At 44.6% G+C, this 20209-nt stretch carries 15 protein-coding genes; 9 read left to right on the top strand and 6 right to left on the bottom strand.

Annotation, left to right across the window (positions count from 1 at the left end; translation table 11 throughout):
- The 3 genes from MSG33_RS02710 to MSG33_RS02700 all read right to left on the bottom strand — a co-directional run bounded on the left by MSG33_RS02710 (position 1) and on the right by MSG33_RS02700 (position 4012).
- Positions 1-984, bottom strand: coding sequence for a MoxR family ATPase (locus MSG33_RS02710; RefSeq protein ID WP_248379753.1), 984 nt, complete (start codon positions 982-984; stop codon positions 1-3).
- Between the two features lie 85 nt (positions 985-1069).
- A complete protein-coding gene (locus tag MSG33_RS02705) occupies positions 1070-2371 on the bottom strand; it encodes an anaerobic sulfatase maturase (protein ID WP_248379752.1) in 1302 nt (433 codons plus the stop codon).
- 114 nt (positions 2372-2485) lie between these two features.
- Positions 2486-4012 carry an arylsulfatase gene (locus MSG33_RS02700; RefSeq protein ID WP_006742790.1) on the bottom strand — a complete coding sequence of 509 codons (1527 nt, stop codon included), beginning with the start codon at positions 4010-4012 and terminating at the stop codon, positions 2486-2488.
- Positions 4013-4152: 140 nt separating this feature from the next.
- Between MSG33_RS02700 and MSG33_RS02695 the strand changes: the two genes are divergently transcribed.
- Entirely contained in the window at positions 4153-5010 is an 858-nt protein-coding gene (locus MSG33_RS02695) for a LysR family transcriptional regulator (RefSeq protein ID WP_005396661.1), read from the top strand.
- 123 nt (positions 5011-5133) lie between these two features.
- Here the strand turns inward: MSG33_RS02695 and MSG33_RS02690 are convergent, their stop codons facing one another.
- Positions 5134-6681, bottom strand: coding sequence for an arylsulfatase (locus MSG33_RS02690; RefSeq protein WP_085344631.1), 1548 nt, complete (start codon positions 6679-6681; stop codon positions 5134-5136).
- A 330-nt stretch (positions 6682-7011) separates the two neighbouring features.
- Between MSG33_RS02690 and MSG33_RS02685 the strand changes: the two genes are divergently transcribed.
- From MSG33_RS02685 to MSG33_RS02675, 3 genes are all read left to right on the top strand, one after another.
- The gene (locus MSG33_RS02685; RefSeq protein WP_227483998.1) at positions 7012-7383 is read left to right on the top strand and encodes a winged helix-turn-helix domain-containing protein; all 372 of its coding nucleotides are present in this window, start codon (positions 7012-7014) and stop codon (positions 7381-7383) included.
- A gap of 89 nt (positions 7384-7472) precedes the next feature.
- A complete protein-coding gene (locus MSG33_RS02680; RefSeq protein ID WP_248379751.1) occupies positions 7473-9827 on the top strand; it encodes a fatty acid cis/trans isomerase in 2355 nt (784 codons plus the stop codon).
- Between the two features lie 18 nt (positions 9828-9845).
- Positions 9846-10037: a hypothetical protein gene (locus MSG33_RS02675; protein WP_005376565.1), complete on the top strand. Its 192-nt coding sequence runs from the start codon at positions 9846-9848 to the stop codon at positions 10035-10037.
- A gap of 49 nt (positions 10038-10086) precedes the next feature.
- Here the strand turns inward: MSG33_RS02675 and torS are convergent, their stop codons facing one another.
- Positions 10087-13050, bottom strand: coding sequence for a TMAO reductase system sensor histidine kinase/response regulator TorS (gene torS, locus MSG33_RS02670; protein WP_248379750.1), 2964 nt, complete (start codon positions 13048-13050; stop codon positions 10087-10089).
- Positions 13051-13093: 43 nt separating this feature from the next.
- Between torS and torT the strand changes: the two genes are divergently transcribed.
- Positions 13094-14143, top strand: coding sequence for a TMAO reductase system periplasmic protein TorT (gene torT, locus MSG33_RS02665; RefSeq protein WP_082244885.1), 1050 nt, complete (start codon positions 13094-13096; stop codon positions 14141-14143).
- Between the two features lie 64 nt (positions 14144-14207).
- Positions 14208-14663, top strand: coding sequence for a methylglyoxal synthase (locus MSG33_RS02660; protein ID WP_005376571.1), 456 nt, complete (start codon positions 14208-14210; stop codon positions 14661-14663).
- Between the two features lie 77 nt (positions 14664-14740).
- On the opposite strand, the gene helD is transcribed toward MSG33_RS02660, so the two are convergent.
- Complete coding sequence (gene helD, locus MSG33_RS02655; RefSeq protein ID WP_248379749.1) at positions 14741-16810, bottom strand: DNA helicase IV; 2070 nt, start codon at positions 16808-16810, stop codon at positions 14741-14743.
- A 323-nt stretch (positions 16811-17133) separates the two neighbouring features.
- On the opposite strand from helD, the gene yccS reads away from it, so the two are divergent.
- The 3 genes from yccS (at position 17134) to MSG33_RS02640 (ending at position 20085) form a co-directional block, all read left to right on the top strand.
- The gene (gene yccS, locus MSG33_RS02650) at positions 17134-19287 is read left to right on the top strand and encodes a YccS family putative transporter (RefSeq protein WP_124007797.1); all 2154 of its coding nucleotides are present in this window, start codon (positions 17134-17136) and stop codon (positions 19285-19287) included.
- A 184-nt stretch (positions 19288-19471) separates the two neighbouring features.
- Entirely contained in the window at positions 19472-19702 is a 231-nt protein-coding gene (locus tag MSG33_RS02645; protein WP_046875991.1) for a hypothetical protein, read from the top strand.
- Between the two features lie 80 nt (positions 19703-19782).
- Positions 19783-20085 carry a hypothetical protein gene (locus tag MSG33_RS02640; protein WP_005396673.1) on the top strand — a complete coding sequence of 101 codons (303 nt, stop codon included), beginning with the start codon at positions 19783-19785 and terminating at the stop codon, positions 20083-20085.
- Positions 20086-20209: the final 124 nt, after the last annotated feature.

The following is a 20209-nucleotide window of genomic DNA, read 5'->3' as shown; positions in this document are numbered from 1 at the left end:
TTATCCAATTTCTACACAATCTAGCAGCTCTTGCACGACGCGTTGGTGATCGACTCCGTCTGCTAGTGCATCGTAGGTCAAAGAAAAACGGTGGCCCAGTACAGACGGAACCATGGCTCGCACATCGTCAGGAGTGACATGGTCACGTCCTTGCATCCACGCATACGCACGAGCGCATTTGTCTAGTGCGATGGAGGCACGGGGACTAGAGCCAATCTCAATCCATTTTGCTAAGTTTGAATCGGCATAACGCTCTGGCTTACGAGTCGCCATCACTAACGCGACAATGTAGTTTTCCACTAGGTCTGATACCACGATGTTTGGTAACTGACGGCGCGCTTCTAGCACCACGTCTGGCTCGATGTGTTTTGGCGTAATAATTTCGCTGCTGGTTTCCGCACCTAATTCTTCACTGCGCACCAAACGGATGATGTCACGTTCAGCGCCGTCTTCTGGGTAATCGACGGTAACCTTCATGATAAAACGGTCCATTTGCGCTTCTGGCAGTGGGTACGTGCCCTCTTGTTCTACTGGGTTTTGCGTTGCAAGCACCATAAACAAGTCTGGCAATACGTGAGTTTTATCGCCTACCGTGATTGTGCCTTCGGCCATGGCTTCAAGCAGTGCGGCTTGTACTTTGGCTGGCGCACGGTTGACCTCATCGGCAAGCACTATGCTGTTAAAAATTGGCCCTGGTTGAAAATGAAGTTGCGGCTTGCCATCCAACTCTTGATAAACCTCGGTTCCCGTCACGTCCGATGGCAAAAGATCTGGCGTAAACTGAATTCGACCAAAACTGGTGTTTAACAAGTTCGCCAACGATTTTACAGAACGGGTTTTTGCCGTTCCCGGCAAACCTTCTAGAAGAATGTGCCCGTTCGTTAATAACCCGATGACTAAAGCTCGAACCACGTGGCTTTGTCCAATGACGCTTTTTTCTGTTTGTTCGATGAGTTCTTTTATCGCTTGTTGTGCGTGGTTCATAGGGTACCTTTTCAGTGGTTTAAGCCGTCTTTTCAATAGTTAAGTATAAGAACAAATGAAATAACTTAAGGTTATATTCACTATGTTATCTTTGCGGTTCTTCAGATTGGAGCAGCTGTGCAAGACCAACCAACATCGGTAACGCGTAATCAAAGAACATTTTGATTCCCGAACACAGATAGTTTAGTCCAGGCTCGCCATTCGGCGTTTTGACCAGACGGTTTTTCGGACACTCGCCCCAGCAATAAGGCAAGTAGGGACACTGCTTACAATACGTCGGCAAAGATTCGCGTTTTGCCATGCCAAAGGTGTATTGTCGTGTAGAGAAGGCCATGTCATTCAATGAGTGTTCATGAATGTTGGCGAGTTTGTATTCTGGGTACACATAGTGGTCGCAACTGAACACATCGCCATTGTGCTCAATCGCCAAGCCTTTGCCACAAAACTCAGCCGTCACGCAAAGCTGAGACGGTTTCCCCATTACTTGCGCTACCGCGGTTTCAAACAGGTTAACCAGTACACGGCCAAGATCGTTATTCACCCACTCTTCAAAGGTCGCCATTAAAAAGCGTCCCCAGTCTTCAGGATCAACCGACCAATCCGTCACAACAGACATTGGATGACCCGGTTTTGCCAGATCACTGCCTTTGGTTGGGATCATCTGTTCGTTCCAAAACTGCGGTGCGGTTGTTTGGAAGTCGTTCGCTTCAACCACCGGTGCAAACTGAATGTATGTCACACCTAATTCTTGGGTTAAAAATCGATACACTTCGAGCGGGTATTTCGCATTGTGCCGATTGACCGTCACCAACGCATTGAATTTCACGCCATGCGCTTTGAGCTTATCTACCGCTTTCATCACCAGATCAAACGTCGGCTTACCGCTGCGGGTTTTGCGATATTTGTCGTGCAGCTCTCGTGGCCCATCAATCGACAAGCCAACTAGGAAGTTGTGCTCTTTTAAAAACGCACACCACTCATCGTTTAGCAAAATGCCGTTGGTCTGAAGGTCGTTTTCAATGCGAACGCCTTGCGGCTGATGTTTCTTTTGCAGAGCTACGACATTGCGGAAATAGTCCAGCCCAAGTAGCGTTGGCTCCCCGCCCTGCCATGAGAATACAATTTCTTCGCCATCCTGACTTTCGATGTGGCTTTTCACGAACGCTTCCAATGTTGCGTCGTCCATTTTGGGCTGCTTTTCTTGGTGCAGTAGATTTTCTTTATGCAGATAAAAGCAGTACTGACAATCGATATTGCATTTTGCTCCGCCTGGCTTTGCCATCACATGGAATCGACGGTCGTACGCACCCGGAACCGTTGCTTTAGACGCCGTTTTAAGAGGCACAATAGGCATAGTAGTAGAATGGCGAGGGGAAATCTTACTCATACGTTTCTCACTATTTAATATACCCAAATAACCTCGCAAGCGTAGTGCAGTAAACGGGAAGCTATTTGGGTATATAGCGCTCCGAAGAGCGCTATGGATTATCGATGTTCTTTATTACTTAGAAGACTTAGGTACGAATGAACCTGCTTCCATGCGAGGTGGGAACTCTTTAAACGTACCCATTACCTCTTTCACTTTCTCTACCGCTGGCATCATTAGGAATGAACGCTCGTACATCCAACGAGAGTAACCCATACCTTGGTCACCACGTTCGAATGGATCGATACTCAAGTCGAAGATCAATGGAACACGAAGTTTAGTGAAAGGCTTACGCCATACATCCATGCCCGTTTCATTCTCTTGAATCATAAAGTGGAACTTGTACTTTCCTTGACGTAATGCCACAAGATCGCCGTCATCGCTCCAGTAAACGAATTCGTTACGAGCAGATTTGTCTGACTTACCCGTTAGATATGGCAGTTGGTTGTAACCATCTAGGTGAACTTTATAGTCCATATCACCAACTTTCTTACCTTTTAGTAATTCATCTTTAACTTTGGTGTCACCCGCAGCAGCAACCAATGTCGGGAAGAAATCCTCTAATGACATCATGCCGTTGAACGTTTTACCTGCTTCGATGTTTCCTGGCCATTTAATCAACATCGGCACACGGAAACTGCCTTCCCAACCAGTGTTTTTCTCTGAGCGGAATGGTGTCATCCCTGCATCAGGCCACAAATCAACCATAGGACCGTTGTCAGTGGTGTAAACAATGATTGTATTGTCATCTACACCCAACTCTTTGATCTTATTAAGTAGCTGACCGATTTGATCATCGTGCTGCTTGACACCATCCGCGTAGAAACCAGCACCTGTTTTACCTTGGTATTCTTCAGGAACATGCGTGAAGTTGTGCATGCGAGTGGTGTTAAACCAAGTAAAGAACGGCTTATCCGCTTTTACTTGTTTTTCTATGAAGGTTTCCGCGGCATCAAGGAATTCACCGTCAACATTTTCCATACGCTTACGCGTAAGTGGACCGGTATCTTCAATTTTGCCGTCAGCGTAAGAGTGGATTACGCCACGAGGGCCAAATTTCTTCTTGAACTCTGGATCTTTAGGATAATCCACGTTCTCTGGCTCTTCTTCCGCGTTCAAATGATATAGGTTGCCGAAAAACTCATCAAAACCGTGGTTAGTAGGAAGGTGTTCGTCTCGGTCACCTAAATGGTTCTTACCAAATTGTCCGGTTGCGTAACCCATTTGCTTGAGCACGGTTGCAATCGTTGGATCTTTTTCCGAGATACCTTGCGGAGCGCCTGGTAAGCCCACTTTTGATAGACCAGTACGTTTTGGCATTTGACCAGTAATGAATGCAGAACGGCCTGCTGTCGAACTTTGCTGTGCATAGAAGTTAGTGAACTTCGCACCTTCTTTAGCAATGCTATCGATGTTCGGCGTGTTGTACGCCATCATGCCTTGGTTGTAGGTACTAAGGTTCCAGTAACCAACATCATCACCAAAGATGACAAGAATGTTGGGTTTGTCCGCTGCGTGTGCAACTGCAGATGCAGCGCCTAATGCTAACGTACATGCGTTAAGTACGAGTTTTTTACTGCTCGTTTTGGTCGCATTTTTCATATTATCTCCAAGAGTTCGCTAGTGCGTAAAAATGGTATTCGCTTTTCAATACCATTGTTGATATAAGATAAAGCACTAATTTCAGGCGATAAATGCAGTCAGAATTAGTTAACCTATAAATTAAATTTATGAGTGACGTTATGGACTTGAATTTGATCCAAACTTTTCTTGTTGTCGCGGAGTTCCAATCTTATACAAAAGCCGCGGAACAATTGGGGCTTACGCAACCTGCTGTGAGCGCTGCAATAAAGCGTTTAGAACAAGTGGTCGATAAGCAATTATTTGTCAAAAAAGGGCGAGGTATCGCACTAACATCCACCGCCTATCAACTGCTACCGCAATTCCAGCAAGCGGTTAATATCATTGACAATGCGATATCCGATAAGAATCATTTTGAAGTGTGTTGTTCCGAAATTTTATTGCACATTATGGACCCGATAAAGAACACTATTTTTTATGAATCACCACCCGAAAAGTTCTTATTATTTGAGCTTCTAAGACAACAAAAAGTCGATCTTGTCATTGATACTGTTATCACAAAAGATGCGGCGTTTATTATTGAAGATGCCTACGAAGAAGAGGCGGTGATTATCTGTCGTGAGAATCATCCCCGCGTGCAAGGCTCGCTCTCAAAAGAGCAGTTTTATGAGGAAACTCACTGTTTGTTTTCAGGGAAATGGAACAACATGAGCGGTTTTGAACAGCTATCCCAAGAAACTATTCAAGAGAGAAAAGTCGATTTGATCACATCTTCGCTTGCTGGTATGGCGTTGTACGTCGCGCAACGCGATTGTTTAGGCTTAGTGTCTCAATCTTTTGCAAACAAATGGAGTAAAGCCCTTAAGCTTCAAGTTCTGCAATGCCCTATTTCTATATGCGCTATCCCTTACAAGTTTGTTTACCATAAGCGAGAGATGAACAACCCTGCTCATATTGCGCTACGTGAAAAAATTAAAGCGAACTTAACGGCAGCCCACTACGAGCCAGTTTCCTTGTAGGCCTTGTTGATTCGCATTTTCTTTGCCATTCGTTGCTCTGAAAGCTTTTATTAGACGGAAAAAAGAGGCTCATATGAGCCTCTTTTCTATATGGTTGCATCGTATTGCTTACGTAGCACTAGCCTACTTATTTGGGTTCTCTTTTAATTTCTCCATCACCTGATCGAGCGAGAAGCTTGCTGCTTTTTGCCTTGGCGGGAACTCTTTGAAGGTTTCTAGGAACTTACTCACGTACGCTTGTGCTGGCACTAACATGTATGCCCTATCCATCATCCAATCGTAATACGTGTTGGAGGTAACATCCGCAACTTCATAAGGGTCCATGCGCAAATTAAAGATTTTTGGTACCCTTAATGGTGTAAAAGGTTCAGCCCAAACGAGTAATGTGCCTTTTGCACGCTGCTCCAAAAAGACGATTTTCCAATTGTTGTATCGGATCGAACTCAAATCACCATCGTCAGTAAAGTAAAATATCTCTTCACGCGGTGCTTTCTCTTCATTACCAGTGAGGTATGGCAGGAAGTTATAGCCGTCGAGATGAACTTTGAATTTTTCGCCACCAGCACTATAACCCTTTAGCAGCTTCTCTTTGATGTTGTCATCACCAGCGGCAGCTACCAAAGTCGGCATCCAGTCCATGTGGTGCATGATATCATTCGAGACAGAACCCGCTTTAATTTTGCCCGGCCAACGCACCATTGCAGGAACACGGTACGCACCTTCCCAGTTGGTATTTTTCTCGCCACGGAATGGCGTTGTACCCGCATCGGGCCACGAGTTCATGTGTGGGCCATTATCGGTTGAGTAGAAGACGATGGTGTCGTCTTTAATGCCTAAATCATCCACTTTTTTCAGTAGTTGACCAACGTGGTTATCGTGCTCCACCATCCCATCAGCGTAAGTACTGATGCCTGTTACCCCTGAGTTCTTTTCACTTACATGAGTTCGATAATGCATACGAGTCGAATTCCACCAAACAAAAAATGGTTTTTTCGCTTTTACAGCACGATCCATGAAGTCGAGTGCCGCATCTAACGTCTCTTGATCGACAGTTTCCATACGCTTACGAGTCAGAGGCCCTGTATCTTCAATTTTGCCGTCAGCGTAAGAGCGAATCACACCGCGTGGGCCAAACTTCTTACGGAACTCAGGATCTTTAGGGTAATCGACGTTCTCCGGTTCTTCCTCAGCGTTCAGGTGGTAAAGGTTACCAAAAAACTCATCGAAGCCGTGGTTAGTAGGGAGATGTTCGTCTTTGTCTCCCAAATGGTTTTTACCAAACTGACCTGTCATATAACCCATGGGCTTTAGAAGCTCTGCAATCGTCACATCTTCAGGTTGCAAGCCCAAATCGGCACCAGGAAGTCCCACTTTACTTAGACCCGTTCTGAGCACAGTCTGGCCAGTAATAAAGGTGGAGCGACCCGCAGTACACGATTGTTCACCGTAGTAATCCGTGAACATCATGCCCTCTTTCGCGATGCTGTCGATGTTTGGTGTTTTGTATCCCATCAAGCCAAAGGTGTACGCACTGAGATTGGACTGGCCAATATCATCACCCCAGATGACGAGAATGTTAGGTTTCTCTGCCGCGATACTGCTACTTGTCGCGCCAATTAAGGCGGCGGCAAGAATCGCTAATCGACGTTTTACGCCATATTTCGCTGTCATATAAACCTCTGTGTGTATTAGAAAAGAGCTTCCTGCAACAGAATGTATAGTCTAGAAATAGTGGATAAGCGAATCTTAGAAATAAGAACTTTAGATACATTAAAAGCTGCTCTAGTCCCCAAAGTAGCTGATTATTTGCTTTAGAAATTGTGGTAGTACTTATTGATTTGGCGATTTAAATTGGTGCTCTTTCCGTCGTAGAGTTATTTCTTCCATATCAGAATTTTGATATGACTCCGACATATTGCATTACAAATAAAATACAGCATTGATTTCACGCCAACATTAATGATAATGGTTTTTACTATCATTAATAATTAAAATGCCAATATGTTTGAGTCTACCCTTTCGTCTGCTCCTAAGACGGCAGCTTCCGATAACGGTCTCAATAATGAATATGAGCTCGTACTGGATAAGCACAGCCATACTGTGATGATAAATCGTCCGCCAGACAAAAAGTTAGTTCAGCTTACAAGCGTTCAATTCGAGCTGCTCCGTACTCTGACTCATTATCAAGATCAAGTGCTTAGCAAACCTTTCCTTTATGAAACGGTACTGAAGCGCACGTTCTCAGAGCATGACCGCGCACTCGATATGCATATTAGTAGAATAAGAAAACGACTGGTTAGCGAAGGAATTAACGCGGATCGAATTCAGACCGTTCATCGACAAGGTTATGTATTTAAGCATGCGAAAAAGTAAAGAAATCGCGGCGAATTGCTCCAACTTTTGGTAATTGACCGCTTATTTTGCTTTAATTAATGCAAATTCTAATCACGTAAAATAACTCAATGAATTTGCGCTTAATTTTTATACTTTGCATTGCTACTTTGTTTGCTGGCTGTGCAACCTATGCGGGCCTTAACTATGACCAACTGTTTGGTCCACAGCTCGTTCGTGAACGTACGGCGGACGTAGCTACACCTCAAGCAAACTTCTTCCAAAGCGAAGTCAAACCCATTATGGATAACCGCTGTGTCGTCTGTCATGCGTGCTACGATGCACCATGTCAGCTTAAGCTTTCTTCCGTTGAGGGTATTGACCGTGGCGCGAGCAAAGCACTGGTATATGAAGGAACAAGACTTACTGCCGCCGCGCCAACACGCTTATTCGAAGATGCAGAAACAACCCAAGAGTGGCGCGATGCGGGTTTTCATCCGGTACTTAACGAACGTGATCAGAGCATGGCGGCCAACATTGATGCAGGCCTCATTGCACGTTTGCTACAACAAAAAGAACGCCACCCGCTGCCTGATCAAGTCCAGTTAGAAGGTTTTGATTTTTCGATAGATCGAGAACAAACCTGTCCAACAATTGAAGAGTACGAACAGTACGAAAAAGATAACCCAACCTGGGGAATGCCTTTTGGTATGCCAAACCTATCAAACAGTGAATACCACACACTGATGACTTGGCTGGAAAACGGCGCGATAATGAACGTTCACCAACCAATTAGTGAGCAAGAGCAAGCTCAAATCGACAAGTATGAGACTTTGCTCAATCGCGCTGATCTAAAAAATCAACTGATGGCTCGCTATATTTACGAGCATTTGTTTTTGTCTCACCTCTACTTTTCAGAACTCACTGAAGATCCTCGATTCTTTACGTTAGTTCGTTCTTCTACTCCACCGGGGCAACCAGTAAAACGTATTTCAACACGTCGTCCATACGATGATCCCGGGGTTGAGCGCGTGTTTTATCGAATTATTCCAGAACAAGGGACGATTGTAGATAAAACACACATGCCGTTCGCGTTAAACAAGCAACGTATTGAAAACTGGAACACTTGGTTTATCGATACTGATTACACGGTTAATCAACTACCGGGTTATGAACCTGAAGTTGCTGCAAACCCGATGACATCATTTATCGATCTTCCGGTTAAATCACGCTTCAAGTTTATGTTGGACAATGCGCAAAACACGATCATGGCTTACATTAAAGGGCCTGTTTGTCGTGGCCAACTTGCACTGAACGTTATCAATGATCGCTTTTGGATATTCTTTCTAGATCCAGATAAAGCAGATATCCCTGAAGTAAATGAGTTTTACCGATCTCAGGCTGATAACCTAAGACTGCCAGCAGAGCAGGAAAGCAACACGCTGCCTGTTACCAACTGGGTTAAATACGCGCGTCAGCAAGCTCGCTACCTAGAAGCCAAGTCTGAATTTACCAATAACTGGTTTAAGGAAGGCGAAAACCTATCCACCGACGTAATTTGGGACGGTAATGGCACCAACCACAATGCGGCATTAACGATTTTCCGCCACTTTGACAGCGCGTCAGTCGTACAAGGGTTAGTTGGCGAGCAGCCGAAAACGGTATGGATTCTTGACTACGCGTTGCTAGAACGCATCCACTATTTGCTCGTTGCTGGGTTTGATGTGTACGGCAACTTCGGCCACCAACTCATGACACGAATGTTCATGGACTTCTTGCGTCTGGAAGGCGAAAGTAACTTTATATCTTTGCTGCCAACCGACATGCGTCATGAACTGCAATCAAGCTGGTATAAAGATCAAAGTCCACAGTTAAGTGACTTTTTACAACGCAACGTGAAGCCATTTAACCAACCAACCAGCGTCGAGTACAAAACTGACGATCCAAAAACAGAGTTAGTCGAGTTGCTTAGAGAACGAGTTTCAGATGTTCTTCTTCCGCGCTACGAGATTAAAGATACTGAGCTTTCTGCTCAAAGTGAAAAACAGCTCCAACGTATTGGCCAAGTTCGTGGAGAAGGTCTGAAGACCGTTCCGCAAATCACCATGCTTATGGTGAGAAGCCAGTCTGGAAAAGATGAGTTGTTCACCCTACTTCACAATAATGCACACACGAATATTTCTAGCTTGTTTGATGAAGAAAGCAACCGGGACTTTGCTAACGATGATATGACTATCGTACGTGGCGTTGTGGGAAGCTACCCAGCGGCATTTTTCTCGATCAACGAAAATCAAGTAAAAGAATTTGTCGATCAATTTAGTGCCATCCAAAATGAATCCGATTACGTTAAGTTGTTGGATAATTTTGCGATTCGCAGAAGCTCAGAAAAATTCTGGCCGTTTAGCGATCGTCTGCACAATTGGTACCGTACAAAACAACCGATCGAATTTGGATTACTTGACTATAATCGTTTTGAGAATCGATGATGATTTAAGGGGGTTCTCATGGGTATCCGAGATAACATTGCCGCTCTTGAACAACAGATTTACGTTGCTTGTTCTGAGGGAGACTACGAAACGGTCAACATGCTTGAGCATCAACTCGAATACTTGCGTGGCAAAGTGGAGCATCCTTTTGATGACGACCCTTATGCCCTAGACACTCGATTCGAGTGGGAAGATGACATGACCGAATAGAAAAAACCTCCGGCTTGCCGGAGGTTTTTGTTTTTGGGATGCAATTGATTTACTTCGCCATCAACTCATCAAGAGCTTGAATTGATTCAGACACTTGAGACGCCAATTGATCTTTAGTCGCCATATAGGTATCTAAAGGTTGAGGCGCAGCTTCAATTTCTTGGCAAGAGTTCATTAATGCCGTAAGCCCTAAACTCCCTGCGCTGCCTTTTAGTTTGTGAGCAAGGTTCTTCACTTCTTTACTGTCATTACCACCAGCAGACGCTTGCAGCTTGCTTAGTACATCGGCACTGGTCGTTCTAAACAGATTAATGATGTGCAACATCTTCTCTCTGCCCAAGATTTTCATATCGGACTCAATCACGCTCGGGTTAATGATGACCACATCTGATTCCTCTGTTTTAGGGACTTGAACAACCTTTGATTGTATCGCTTGTTCTTGAGACGAAGTTTGATCAAACGGGGTACAGTCGGCATTTTGTGGCAACAACAACGGTTTTCCATCCAGCGCATCCTGAATCAATGCCGCTAGAGCTTCTTTTGCCAATGGTTTAGGTAAATACCCGTCAAAACCTGCAGCTAAATAGCGCTCAACTTCTTCGGCAAAAACGTGCGCAGACACTGCGATCATAGGCGTAGCAGCAAGGGCTTTATTGGCTGGTTTGTTACATTCAATTTGTTTTAAACGTTGGATTAACTCGGTTCCATCACAGTCTGGCAAGTTGATGTCGACTAAAGCGATATCAAAATCCTGCGTGCTGATCAGTTGCTCTGCCTGTGAGCCGTTTTCTGCCATCACGATCTGGTGGCCCATGCTTTCTAAAAAGCCTTCCGCAACCACTCGGTTTACTTCATTGTCTTCTACCAACAAGACTTTCGCTTTCACTTTGCAGCGCGCGGTTGCCACTGCACCGGTTTCAACAGGCTCACTTTCCTCTAATGGAATGGAAAACCAGAATCGACTGCCATCTCCTTCTTCAGAATCGACTTCTAAAATACCGCCCATCGCTTCAATGATTCGTTTACTGATGGCCAAGCCAAGCCCCGTTCCTCCAGTTTGACTCATCCCACCTTCGGCTTGCGTGAAGGCATCAAACAACGTTCTCTGATCTTTTTTGGCAATACCTATCCCGGTGTCTGATACTTCAAATAGGACTTGCGACTCATCCTCTGGGTTGAGGCTAACGTAGATATCAATTTCACCTTCGTCAGTAAATTTAATCGCGTTTCCGACAAGGTTGTTAAGCACTTGACTGATTCTGGTGACATCCCCTTTCCAATAGCGACTTACATCACTTTCAATATGATAGGAAAACAACAGCTTCTTCTCTTGAGCTCGGCTGTTCATTAACTGGAAAGTGTCTTCAACCATTTGGTGTAAATCGAAGCCCATGTGGCGAATCTCTAAATGCCCTGCTTCAATCTTGGAGTAGTCCAGCACATCATTCAGAATCGCGAGCAACGTTTTACCACTGCGGTTGATGATTTCCGCATAACGCTTTTGAATAGGGTTGAGGCCGGAGTCAATCAACAGACGTGCTGTTCCGAGCACTCCATTCATCGGCGTTCTGATCTCATGGCTCATGGTCGCCAAGAATGCTGATTTAGCTCGACTCGCTTGCTCTGCTTGCTTACGAGCTTTCGCGTGATTCAAAACCTCTTCATTCAAACGGCGGTTCGCTTGTTTTAACTGTGAAGTGCGTTGCTCAACGAGCTCTTCCAAATGCTCTTTGTGCTCTTCGAGCTCTCGCTTGGCTTGAGCTTCTCCCTCTGCGACCACTTTTAGCGCTTGCGCTGTATTTCGAGCCGTGATGATAGCTTGCCCCATATGCGCTAGCTCATCTTTGCCTTTTACCTCCAGCTCGACGGCTAAGTTACCCTGCGCCACAGAAAGCAGCGCGGCAGAGTACTCTGCCAATCGCTTAACCACAGAAAGGTATACAACACGCCATAAAATCAGCACCAACACAATCAAACCAACAATTGAAATCACCGTTAGAGACCACTGAGCGAATTTCAGCGTGCTCGTCAATTCATCCACAGCGACGGTTGTCGTTTTGTTTGAATCATCAACCAACTTGTTTACGGTACCATTCAGCTCCGAAAACAATTCCAGTGTCTTTTGCATCAGTTGTTGAGATTGTTCGTTATTCTCATACTGCTGCATCAAAATAGTGAACACGACCTGACGCTTACCGAGCTCCGTTAATAGTTGGCTCATTTGTTTGGAGCGAGTGGGATCTTCCACGGCAAGCACACGGCGCTTCATGATTTTGAGATTACTTTCAAAATCACTTTGCACCTGCTGGATTCGCTCAATATTGGTTAATGTGCGAGCTTCTTCAATTTGATTCAGCATTTTAAAAGCCAATAAGTGCAGCTCATGCAATCTCTCTGTCAGATCTAGATCCACTTCCACCAGCGCATCTAGTGCCTGATAAACTTGCGATTTTTTATTCGATTCTAATAAATCATAGATATGTGTGACGTTAGCAACGGCAATGGTGCTCGTGTTCTGAACTTGCGTGCGAGTTAGCTGTTCCAACTCTTCACTCAGTAAGCGCATCTCTTCGACACGAGTATCAATCTCTTTTGCCAGCCACAGCTTTCTTTCAACCGAAACACCAAGTTCTGCCAAGTTGTCGATAACGTTCTGGACGTTATTCTCGAGATCTTCTAGCAATTGAGAATCAAACGACTCACTCCCCAGCTCTTTGATATGAGTAAGCAATGATTCGAGCTGTTCGAAAAGCACACGCCCAGACTCTTTTCTTTCCTGCTCGTTTCTTGCGTTCGATAACAGTTGTACAGACGAAATGATGCGAGTACTCAACTCAGAGACTTGCCTCGCTTCAATCATGGCGGGAATTGCAGAATCCACGACATTTCTTTCCGTCTTGGCAACTAAAGAAAATCCAGACACACCAATAAGTGCCGATAACATAACCAGCATTGCCATCGCAATGAAAGACAATAAGAGTTTACGACCGATGCTTGCGGTTGCTAGCAACATATTTTCATGACCTTAATGTTCGTGTTCAGCGACATATTACGTTATATTTTGCAGTGTTTACTTAATCTATGCCAACGAACTTCATTTCATGGTTAAAAATCAACACGCATTTCGCACAATTTTCAAACATTCTGCAGTCACATTAGCCCTTGTCGCTTCTTTACCAGTGGTTGCAGCAGAAAAAGTATGTGCCATTTACCCTCACCTAAAGGATTCATACTGGTTATCAGTAAACTATGGAATGGTGTCCGAAGCGAAAAAAGAAGGCGTCGAGCTGAGAGTCCTTGAAGCGGGTGGCTACCCAAACAAAACGCGTCAAGAGCAACAACTCGCACTGTGCAGCCAATGGGGAGCAGATGCGATTGTCCTTGGGACCGTGGACCCACAAGCCTATGAACATTCACTTAAGAATTGGGTCGGAAACATTCCTGTCTTTGCTACTGTGAACCAACTCGATCTGGATGAAGAGCAAAGTGAGCTGTTAAAAGGTACGGTCGGTGTTGACTGGCACTGGATGGGATACGAAGCAGGAAAATATCTGGCTGCTCGCCATCCAAAGGGATCAGGAAAAACAAACATTGCCTTACTTTTGGGGCCGCGTACTCGTGGAGGCACGAAGCCCGTGACTGCCGGATTTTATGAAGCGATCCAAGGAAGTGATATCAACATCGTTGACTCGTTTTGGGCAGACAACGACAAAGAGTTACAGCGTAACCTGGTTCAACGTGTGATTGATATGGGAAATATAGATTATATCGTTGGCAGCGCGGTTGCGATTGAAGCCGCTATCAGTGAACTGCGTAGCGCAGGCAAAGCTGAGGAGATCGGCTTGGTTTCTGTGTACTTAAGTCACGGTGTTTACCGAGGCCTATTGCGTAACAAAGTACTCTTCGCGCCAACAGATAAAATGGTGCAGCAAGGCAGGCTTTCCGTCATGCAAGCAGCGCATTACTTAAGGGGAAAAGAGTATGACAAACATGCCTCACCAACGATCAAACCACTGACTCCGAAGACACTTCATGACGATACGATCGAAGAATCGTTATCTCCGTCAGAATATAGGCCGACATTCCGTGTTAAGGCTGTTGATTGAAAGACAAAAAACGTGTTCTATTGAATAACAACAATTTTAAAATCATATAAACGGAAACATCTTGATGCAAAAAACCATTCGTACCATGCCAACCCACAAACATGTGGCTTTAGTTGCCCATGACAACTGCAAACCTGAGCTACTTCGCTGGGTAAAAGAAAACAAAGAAAAACTGCAGAGTCACTTTCTTTACGCGACAGGCACAACCGGACACATGTTGAGCAAAGAAACTGGACTGGCGATTAAGAGCATGATCAGTGGCCCAATGGGCGGTGACCAACAACTTGGCGCGCTCATTTCAGAAGGCAAAATCGACGTTCTCGTTTTCTTCTGGGATCCGCTAAACGCCGTACCTCACGACCCAGACGTTAAAGCGCTTCTTCGTATTGCTAGCGTTTGGAATATTCCTGTGGCAACGAACCGAGCCACCGCTAAGTTCTTGTTTAACTCCCCTCTTCTTGAGCAAGAAGTGGATATTGAAGTACCGGATTACGAAGCGTATCTTGCTGAACGCATGTAAGCTTTGATGCCAACCGAATAACGTAAAGGCGATACTGAGTATCGCCTTTATTATTTCTAAAATTCAGAACTCTGCCTTCAACGCGAAGTGATGATTGGATAATCGCCATTGACGAGCTCTTGAACAAATGCGGACCCAGCGCCAGTGTGCGTAATCCAAACTTTCTCTTTCGCACGCGTAATCGCCACGTAAAACAGCCTGCGCTCTTCTGCGTGAGGGAATTTGTCTTTGGACTCGGTCAATGCGCCATCAATGTGAATTTGCTTCTTCTTCGCAGGGAATTGCCCCTCATCCACAGAAAGAATAATGACAAAATCAGCCTCTCGCCCTTTACTCGCATGGCAAGTCATAAAACGAATATCGAGATTAGGAAAACGTCGCAACCAATCGTCATACAAGTCGGGCTTATGATAATGATTACGTCCTAACAATAAGACTGACTTGGTTTGCTTGGCTTGTTGATTCAATTGATCCAAGATCTTCTCAACTTGGTTACTCGGTGCGGTATGCACACTCTTCTGCTTACGTTGCTTGTGGCTATTTAGTGTTTTCGGCAATTGCGATGGGTTTTGCTGAACAAAAGTGTTTGCCACATCACCAATCTGATTGTTGAAACGATAAGTCGTATCTAGATGATGAACGGTAGAGTGAGCAAAGCGCTCTTTAAACCCAGTGATAAGATCGACGTCCGCACCAGCAAACTGATAGATGGCCTGCCAGTCATCACCAACCGCAAACAACGTCGCACCCGCTTGTTTCTGTGTGGATTCACACAGTGCTTCAATCAGTGCTAAACGGTCTGGAGAGATATCTTGGTACTCATCGACCATAATGAAGCGCCATGGGGAGACAAATTTCCCTTTATTTACATAATCTGTCGCACGACTGATCATGGTAGGGAAATCCACTTGATTGCTTTCTTTAAGCATTTTCTGCCACGCAGTAAAACATGGCCAACACAAGGCGAGTTCGCTGTTTAAACGAGTATAGTCTTGGTGATTTACCAACTTTTCTTGCACTTGCTTTTTGGTTAGCCCTACCGCAGCTAAGTTAGACAACTGAGAGTCTAGCCACGCGATCAGTTTGGGGTTTTCTGAGTGACTTCCTAACTCATCGTCCCCTTTTAAATAGGCAATCGGCCATTTGTCTAAATGTTTTTGCCAACGTTTAAAGTTAGTAGGCGTCATCCAATGCTTTTTCAGCCAATCTACACACCATGCTGTTCGCTGGTTGTCATCTAACGCCAACGGACTGATCTCAACAGGCTGTTGCTCAACTTGATTGAGTATATATAAGCCTAGTTGATGGAACGTATTCACACGCACACCGTCTGCGGCCATGCCTACTTTATCCACTAAACGCTCTTTCATTTCAGTCGCGGCATCACGACCGAAAGCCAGCATAAGCAACTCTTCTGTTTGAGCCTGGTGGCTTTGCAACAGGTATGCAACTCGAGCCGTTAAAACACTGGTTTTGCCAGAGCCTGCGCCAGCAAGGACTAAGTTGTGATCATCGTTGAGCAACACCGCATATTGCTGGGATAAGTTTAAAGGCGAAGATTCTATGCGATTAAACAGCACTTCCCAATTCGGACGTTCTTCCTCAAGCCAATCACGATTACGCTCACCAAGCGTCGCAGACGTATCAATAAGCCAAGGTTCTATTTCCGCCATGCGATTCGGCATCCGCATTTTGGCTTCTTCTAGAGTGGTTTTCATTTCGCTTAACTCTTGGTTAAGACTTTCCACCCAGGAGACCACTTGAGAGTGCGATAGATAGGCAGGAAGATGCTGAAGTTTGTAGAGCTCTTCTTCCCACTTAGGTAGATACTCAGCCAGTTTTCGGCACTGAGTATTGTGCCATTCTTGATACTGACGAACAGCTTCAAGAGCAAACTTACGGCATTGTGGCCACGGTAGCCCTTGTACTAGCCAGCTTTGTTGTTTGCCTTCGTGCTCATGAGCAAAAAACTGCAAAGAGCTCCATAACAACCCACGCTTTACGCTAACTTTGCCATTCCAGATCGTAAAAGGAATATGTTCTTCACTGCCTATTGAGCTTAATAAAACACTGTTCTCTTTTATTTCGACGTGATGGTACTCATTTTGAATAAAAAACTGTGCTTTGCTAGTGGCAGTGAGCTGCATGAAACGTGCGCCTTTTAATTTAGAAGTTGTCGATTTATATCATTTTAAGGCGCCAAATTGTAGCAATGGCGAGCACCTAAGTAAGCATCTTCTTTTATTCTTTAATAAAATTCACATTACTGTCGATTTAGTAACCTAAAGCTCATTCTATTTGAAGCTGACTTTACAATTATAGACACATTGCGTGGCTGCTTTAGTATAAGTCAATGACATCCCTGTTGATTTTATCAGCAACAACGAATTTTTCTTAAAGTAAATCATAAACGCGCTATAGTGGTTTTGGTAGTATTCCCCCGTTCTTCATCGGAAACATAAGGCGCATTGTGCAAGCAACTTCTAAATTTCGGCTCTATTGGGCAAACAAGACCATAAATTACAGCGTTCTTATCCTAATCACCTTACTGGGTGTGGTTATCCCGACTTGGTACTTCGAGCAAAATACGCTGATCACGCCGCTAATATTGGGCGTTATTGCTGCTGCTTTGGCAGAGAGTGATGACAGCTTCACTGGGCGCATCAAAGCGCTGATTCTGACCTTTCTCTGTTTTGCGCTCGCCGCTTTCTCAATTGAAATCTTGTTCGACACCCCTTGGGCATTTGCATTAGGGTTATTTATCTCAACCTTTGGTTTTATCATTCTTGGGGCGATAGGCCCTAAATATGCGAGCATTGCTTTTGGCTCTTTGCTGATCGCCATTTACACCATGCTTGGCGCACATGAGAGTACCAACATTTGGTTTCAGCCACTGCTGCTTTTAACTGGTGCGGCTTGGTATTACTTCATGTCGATGATTTGGCAGATATTTTGGCCTCTTCAGCCTGTGCAACAAAGCTTAGCCAATGTGTTCTTCCAAATGGCAAATTATCTCGATGCGAAAGCCAAGCTTTTTCACCCTGTCACCAACCTAACGCCACAGCCACTTCGGATTGAAGCCGCAAAGTGCAACGCAGCGACGGTGATGGCGCTAAACGCTTGCAAAGCCACATTACTAAACCGCTCGAAACGCGGCCACATTGATGGCCCTAGTGACCGATTCTTAAATATCTACTTCATCGCTCAAGACATCCACGAACGAGTCAGCTCTAGCCATTACCGCTATCAAGATTTAGCAACTGAATTTGAACGTTCTGATGTGCTGTTTCGTTTTAAATATCTTTTGGAATCTCAAGCCCAAGCGTGTCGCGATATTGCATTAGCGATTCAGCTAGGGAATGAATACTCACATACCGATCAGTCCATCTTGGCCTTAGCTGAAGTGCAAAATTCACTTGCTTACTTAGAAGAACAAAAGCAAGGACACTGGAAACGTCTGCTAATGCAGTTAACATATTTATTCAATAACTTAGCGACGGTAGAAAAGCAACTGAATAACATTAACAACCCAGATGTTGAGGGCCTAGAGGAAGATACGCTCGCCGATACTAACCCGCACACATTAAAAGCCATGTGGCAGCGTATATCCGCGAATTTACACAAAGATTCGATGCTGTTTCGACACGCATTGCGTATGTCGATTGCCTTGACGATTGGTTATGGAATCATTCAAGTATTCAACATCGACCGAGGTTACTGGATACTCTTAACCACTCTCTTCGTGTGTCAGCCGAACTACAGCGCAACACGTCAAAAACTGACAGCGCGAGTCATAGGCACATTAGCTGGTTTGTTAATTGGCGTACCATTACTGACTTTCTTCCCTTCTCAAGAAAGCCAGTTAGTATTCATCGTTATTTCTGGCGTGATGTTTTTCGCCTTTCGGATGAACAATTACGGATACGCAACCGGTTTTATCACACTACTGGTCCTCTTCTTATTCAACCAGTTAGGTGAAGGTTACGCGGTTGTGCTTCCTCGACTAGCTGATACCCTCATCGGGTGTGTACTTGCTGTAGGAGCCGTGCTGGTTATTTTGCCAGATTGGCAATCGAGAAGGCTGCACAAAGTCATGTCGGATGCGATAGAGGCTAACAAACAGTATCTCGATCAGATCATTGGTCAGTATCGAATTGGTAAAAAGGACAACTTGAGCTATCGCATTGCTCGTCGTCAAGCCCATAACAGTGACGCCTCACTTTCTTCTGCCATCAGTACAATGCTTGCGGAACCTGGTAAATATCGTGCTGCCGTTGATGAGAGCTTCCGCTTCTTAACGTTAAATCACGCAATGCTGAACTATATTTCTGCTCTTGGCGCGCACCGAACTCGCATTGAAGATGAGTCTATTCATAAGCTCGTTTTAGATGCACACCGCTGTATTCATCAGCATTTAGACGTTCTCCATAAACAGCTTCACCAGCATTGCGAAGAGTGCGATTTATCTAATATTGACGATGCGGGACTCGAGCAACGCTTAAATGAGTGGCGAGATGAAGATGATAGTTCCGCTCGCATGGTATTGCAGCAACTTCACCTTATCTATCGCATGCTCCCAGAGCTACATTCACTCGCCAGTAAGTTTGCAGTGAGGGTTAACTAGTAACACACGCATATAAAAGGGAAGCGGATTGTCGCTTCCTTTTTTCTTTCTACTTTTCTATCTACCCCAAAGTGGGTAATTATGTACCTTCATAGGAAAAATCTGACGTATCACTTAACGCACCTTGACAATATTCGGACAAAAAGCAATCGATCAAATTCTAATCTATCTAGGTTGAATAAATATGTTGTATCCAAAGGACGAAGAACTTCGGGAAATGAAGGATAAACCGAATTACAACGAGGGTATTGAGATGAACGCACAACAATTTAATGAACTTAAACAAAAGCTCAGCGATTTAACGGCGAGTCAGTTGAAATCATTACAGGGTGAGATAAGCGTAAAGTTAAACAAAACGCAAAACCCAGTACTTTCTGTTGAAGAGCGAGAAATGCTTTCTAAACTGTTTGCTTAATCAAATCATTGAGATAAAACACTTGAACGTTTTATAAACTCCACCTATGCTCTCATTAGCATAGTATTGGGAGTGGTGATATGCCTGTATCAGGAATTCAATCTGGGCACCAAATTGTTCAGATGTCACAGCAGATGGCTGAAAAAGCCGCGCATGGCATTAATGATAATTTAGGTAAAGTGAAAGAAGAGATCGCTTCTCACAACATCGATTTGGCTAAAGTGGCAGATGTCGCAATAACCGCTTCAACTCCTAGCCTCCCCTCTCAAAAAGTTGAATCACTCATCAACCTTACGCAAGCTGCAGGTTACAACCGAGTGGGTGCGTCCGTCATTGAGAAAAACAATGAAGTCATTGGCAGCTTACTCGATATTCACGTCTAAAACTTCTTAGTTCCGACCTGTCACTGCAAATCCGTAACAAGCCCTCTTTTGCTACCTAATGTTGTGCTATTTCGATTCAATAAGTCTCGATAAAAACCAATAACTCCCAATAAAAACGGACGCC

The organism is Vibrio sp. 1CM7H, assembly GCF_023161645.1.
In the GTDB taxonomy this organism is placed as follows: Bacteria; Pseudomonadota; Gammaproteobacteria; order Enterobacterales; family Vibrionaceae; genus Vibrio; species Vibrio diabolicus.
The sequence above is the reverse complement of the archived record's forward strand: the minus strand, read 5'-3'. Positions and strand labels throughout refer to the sequence as shown.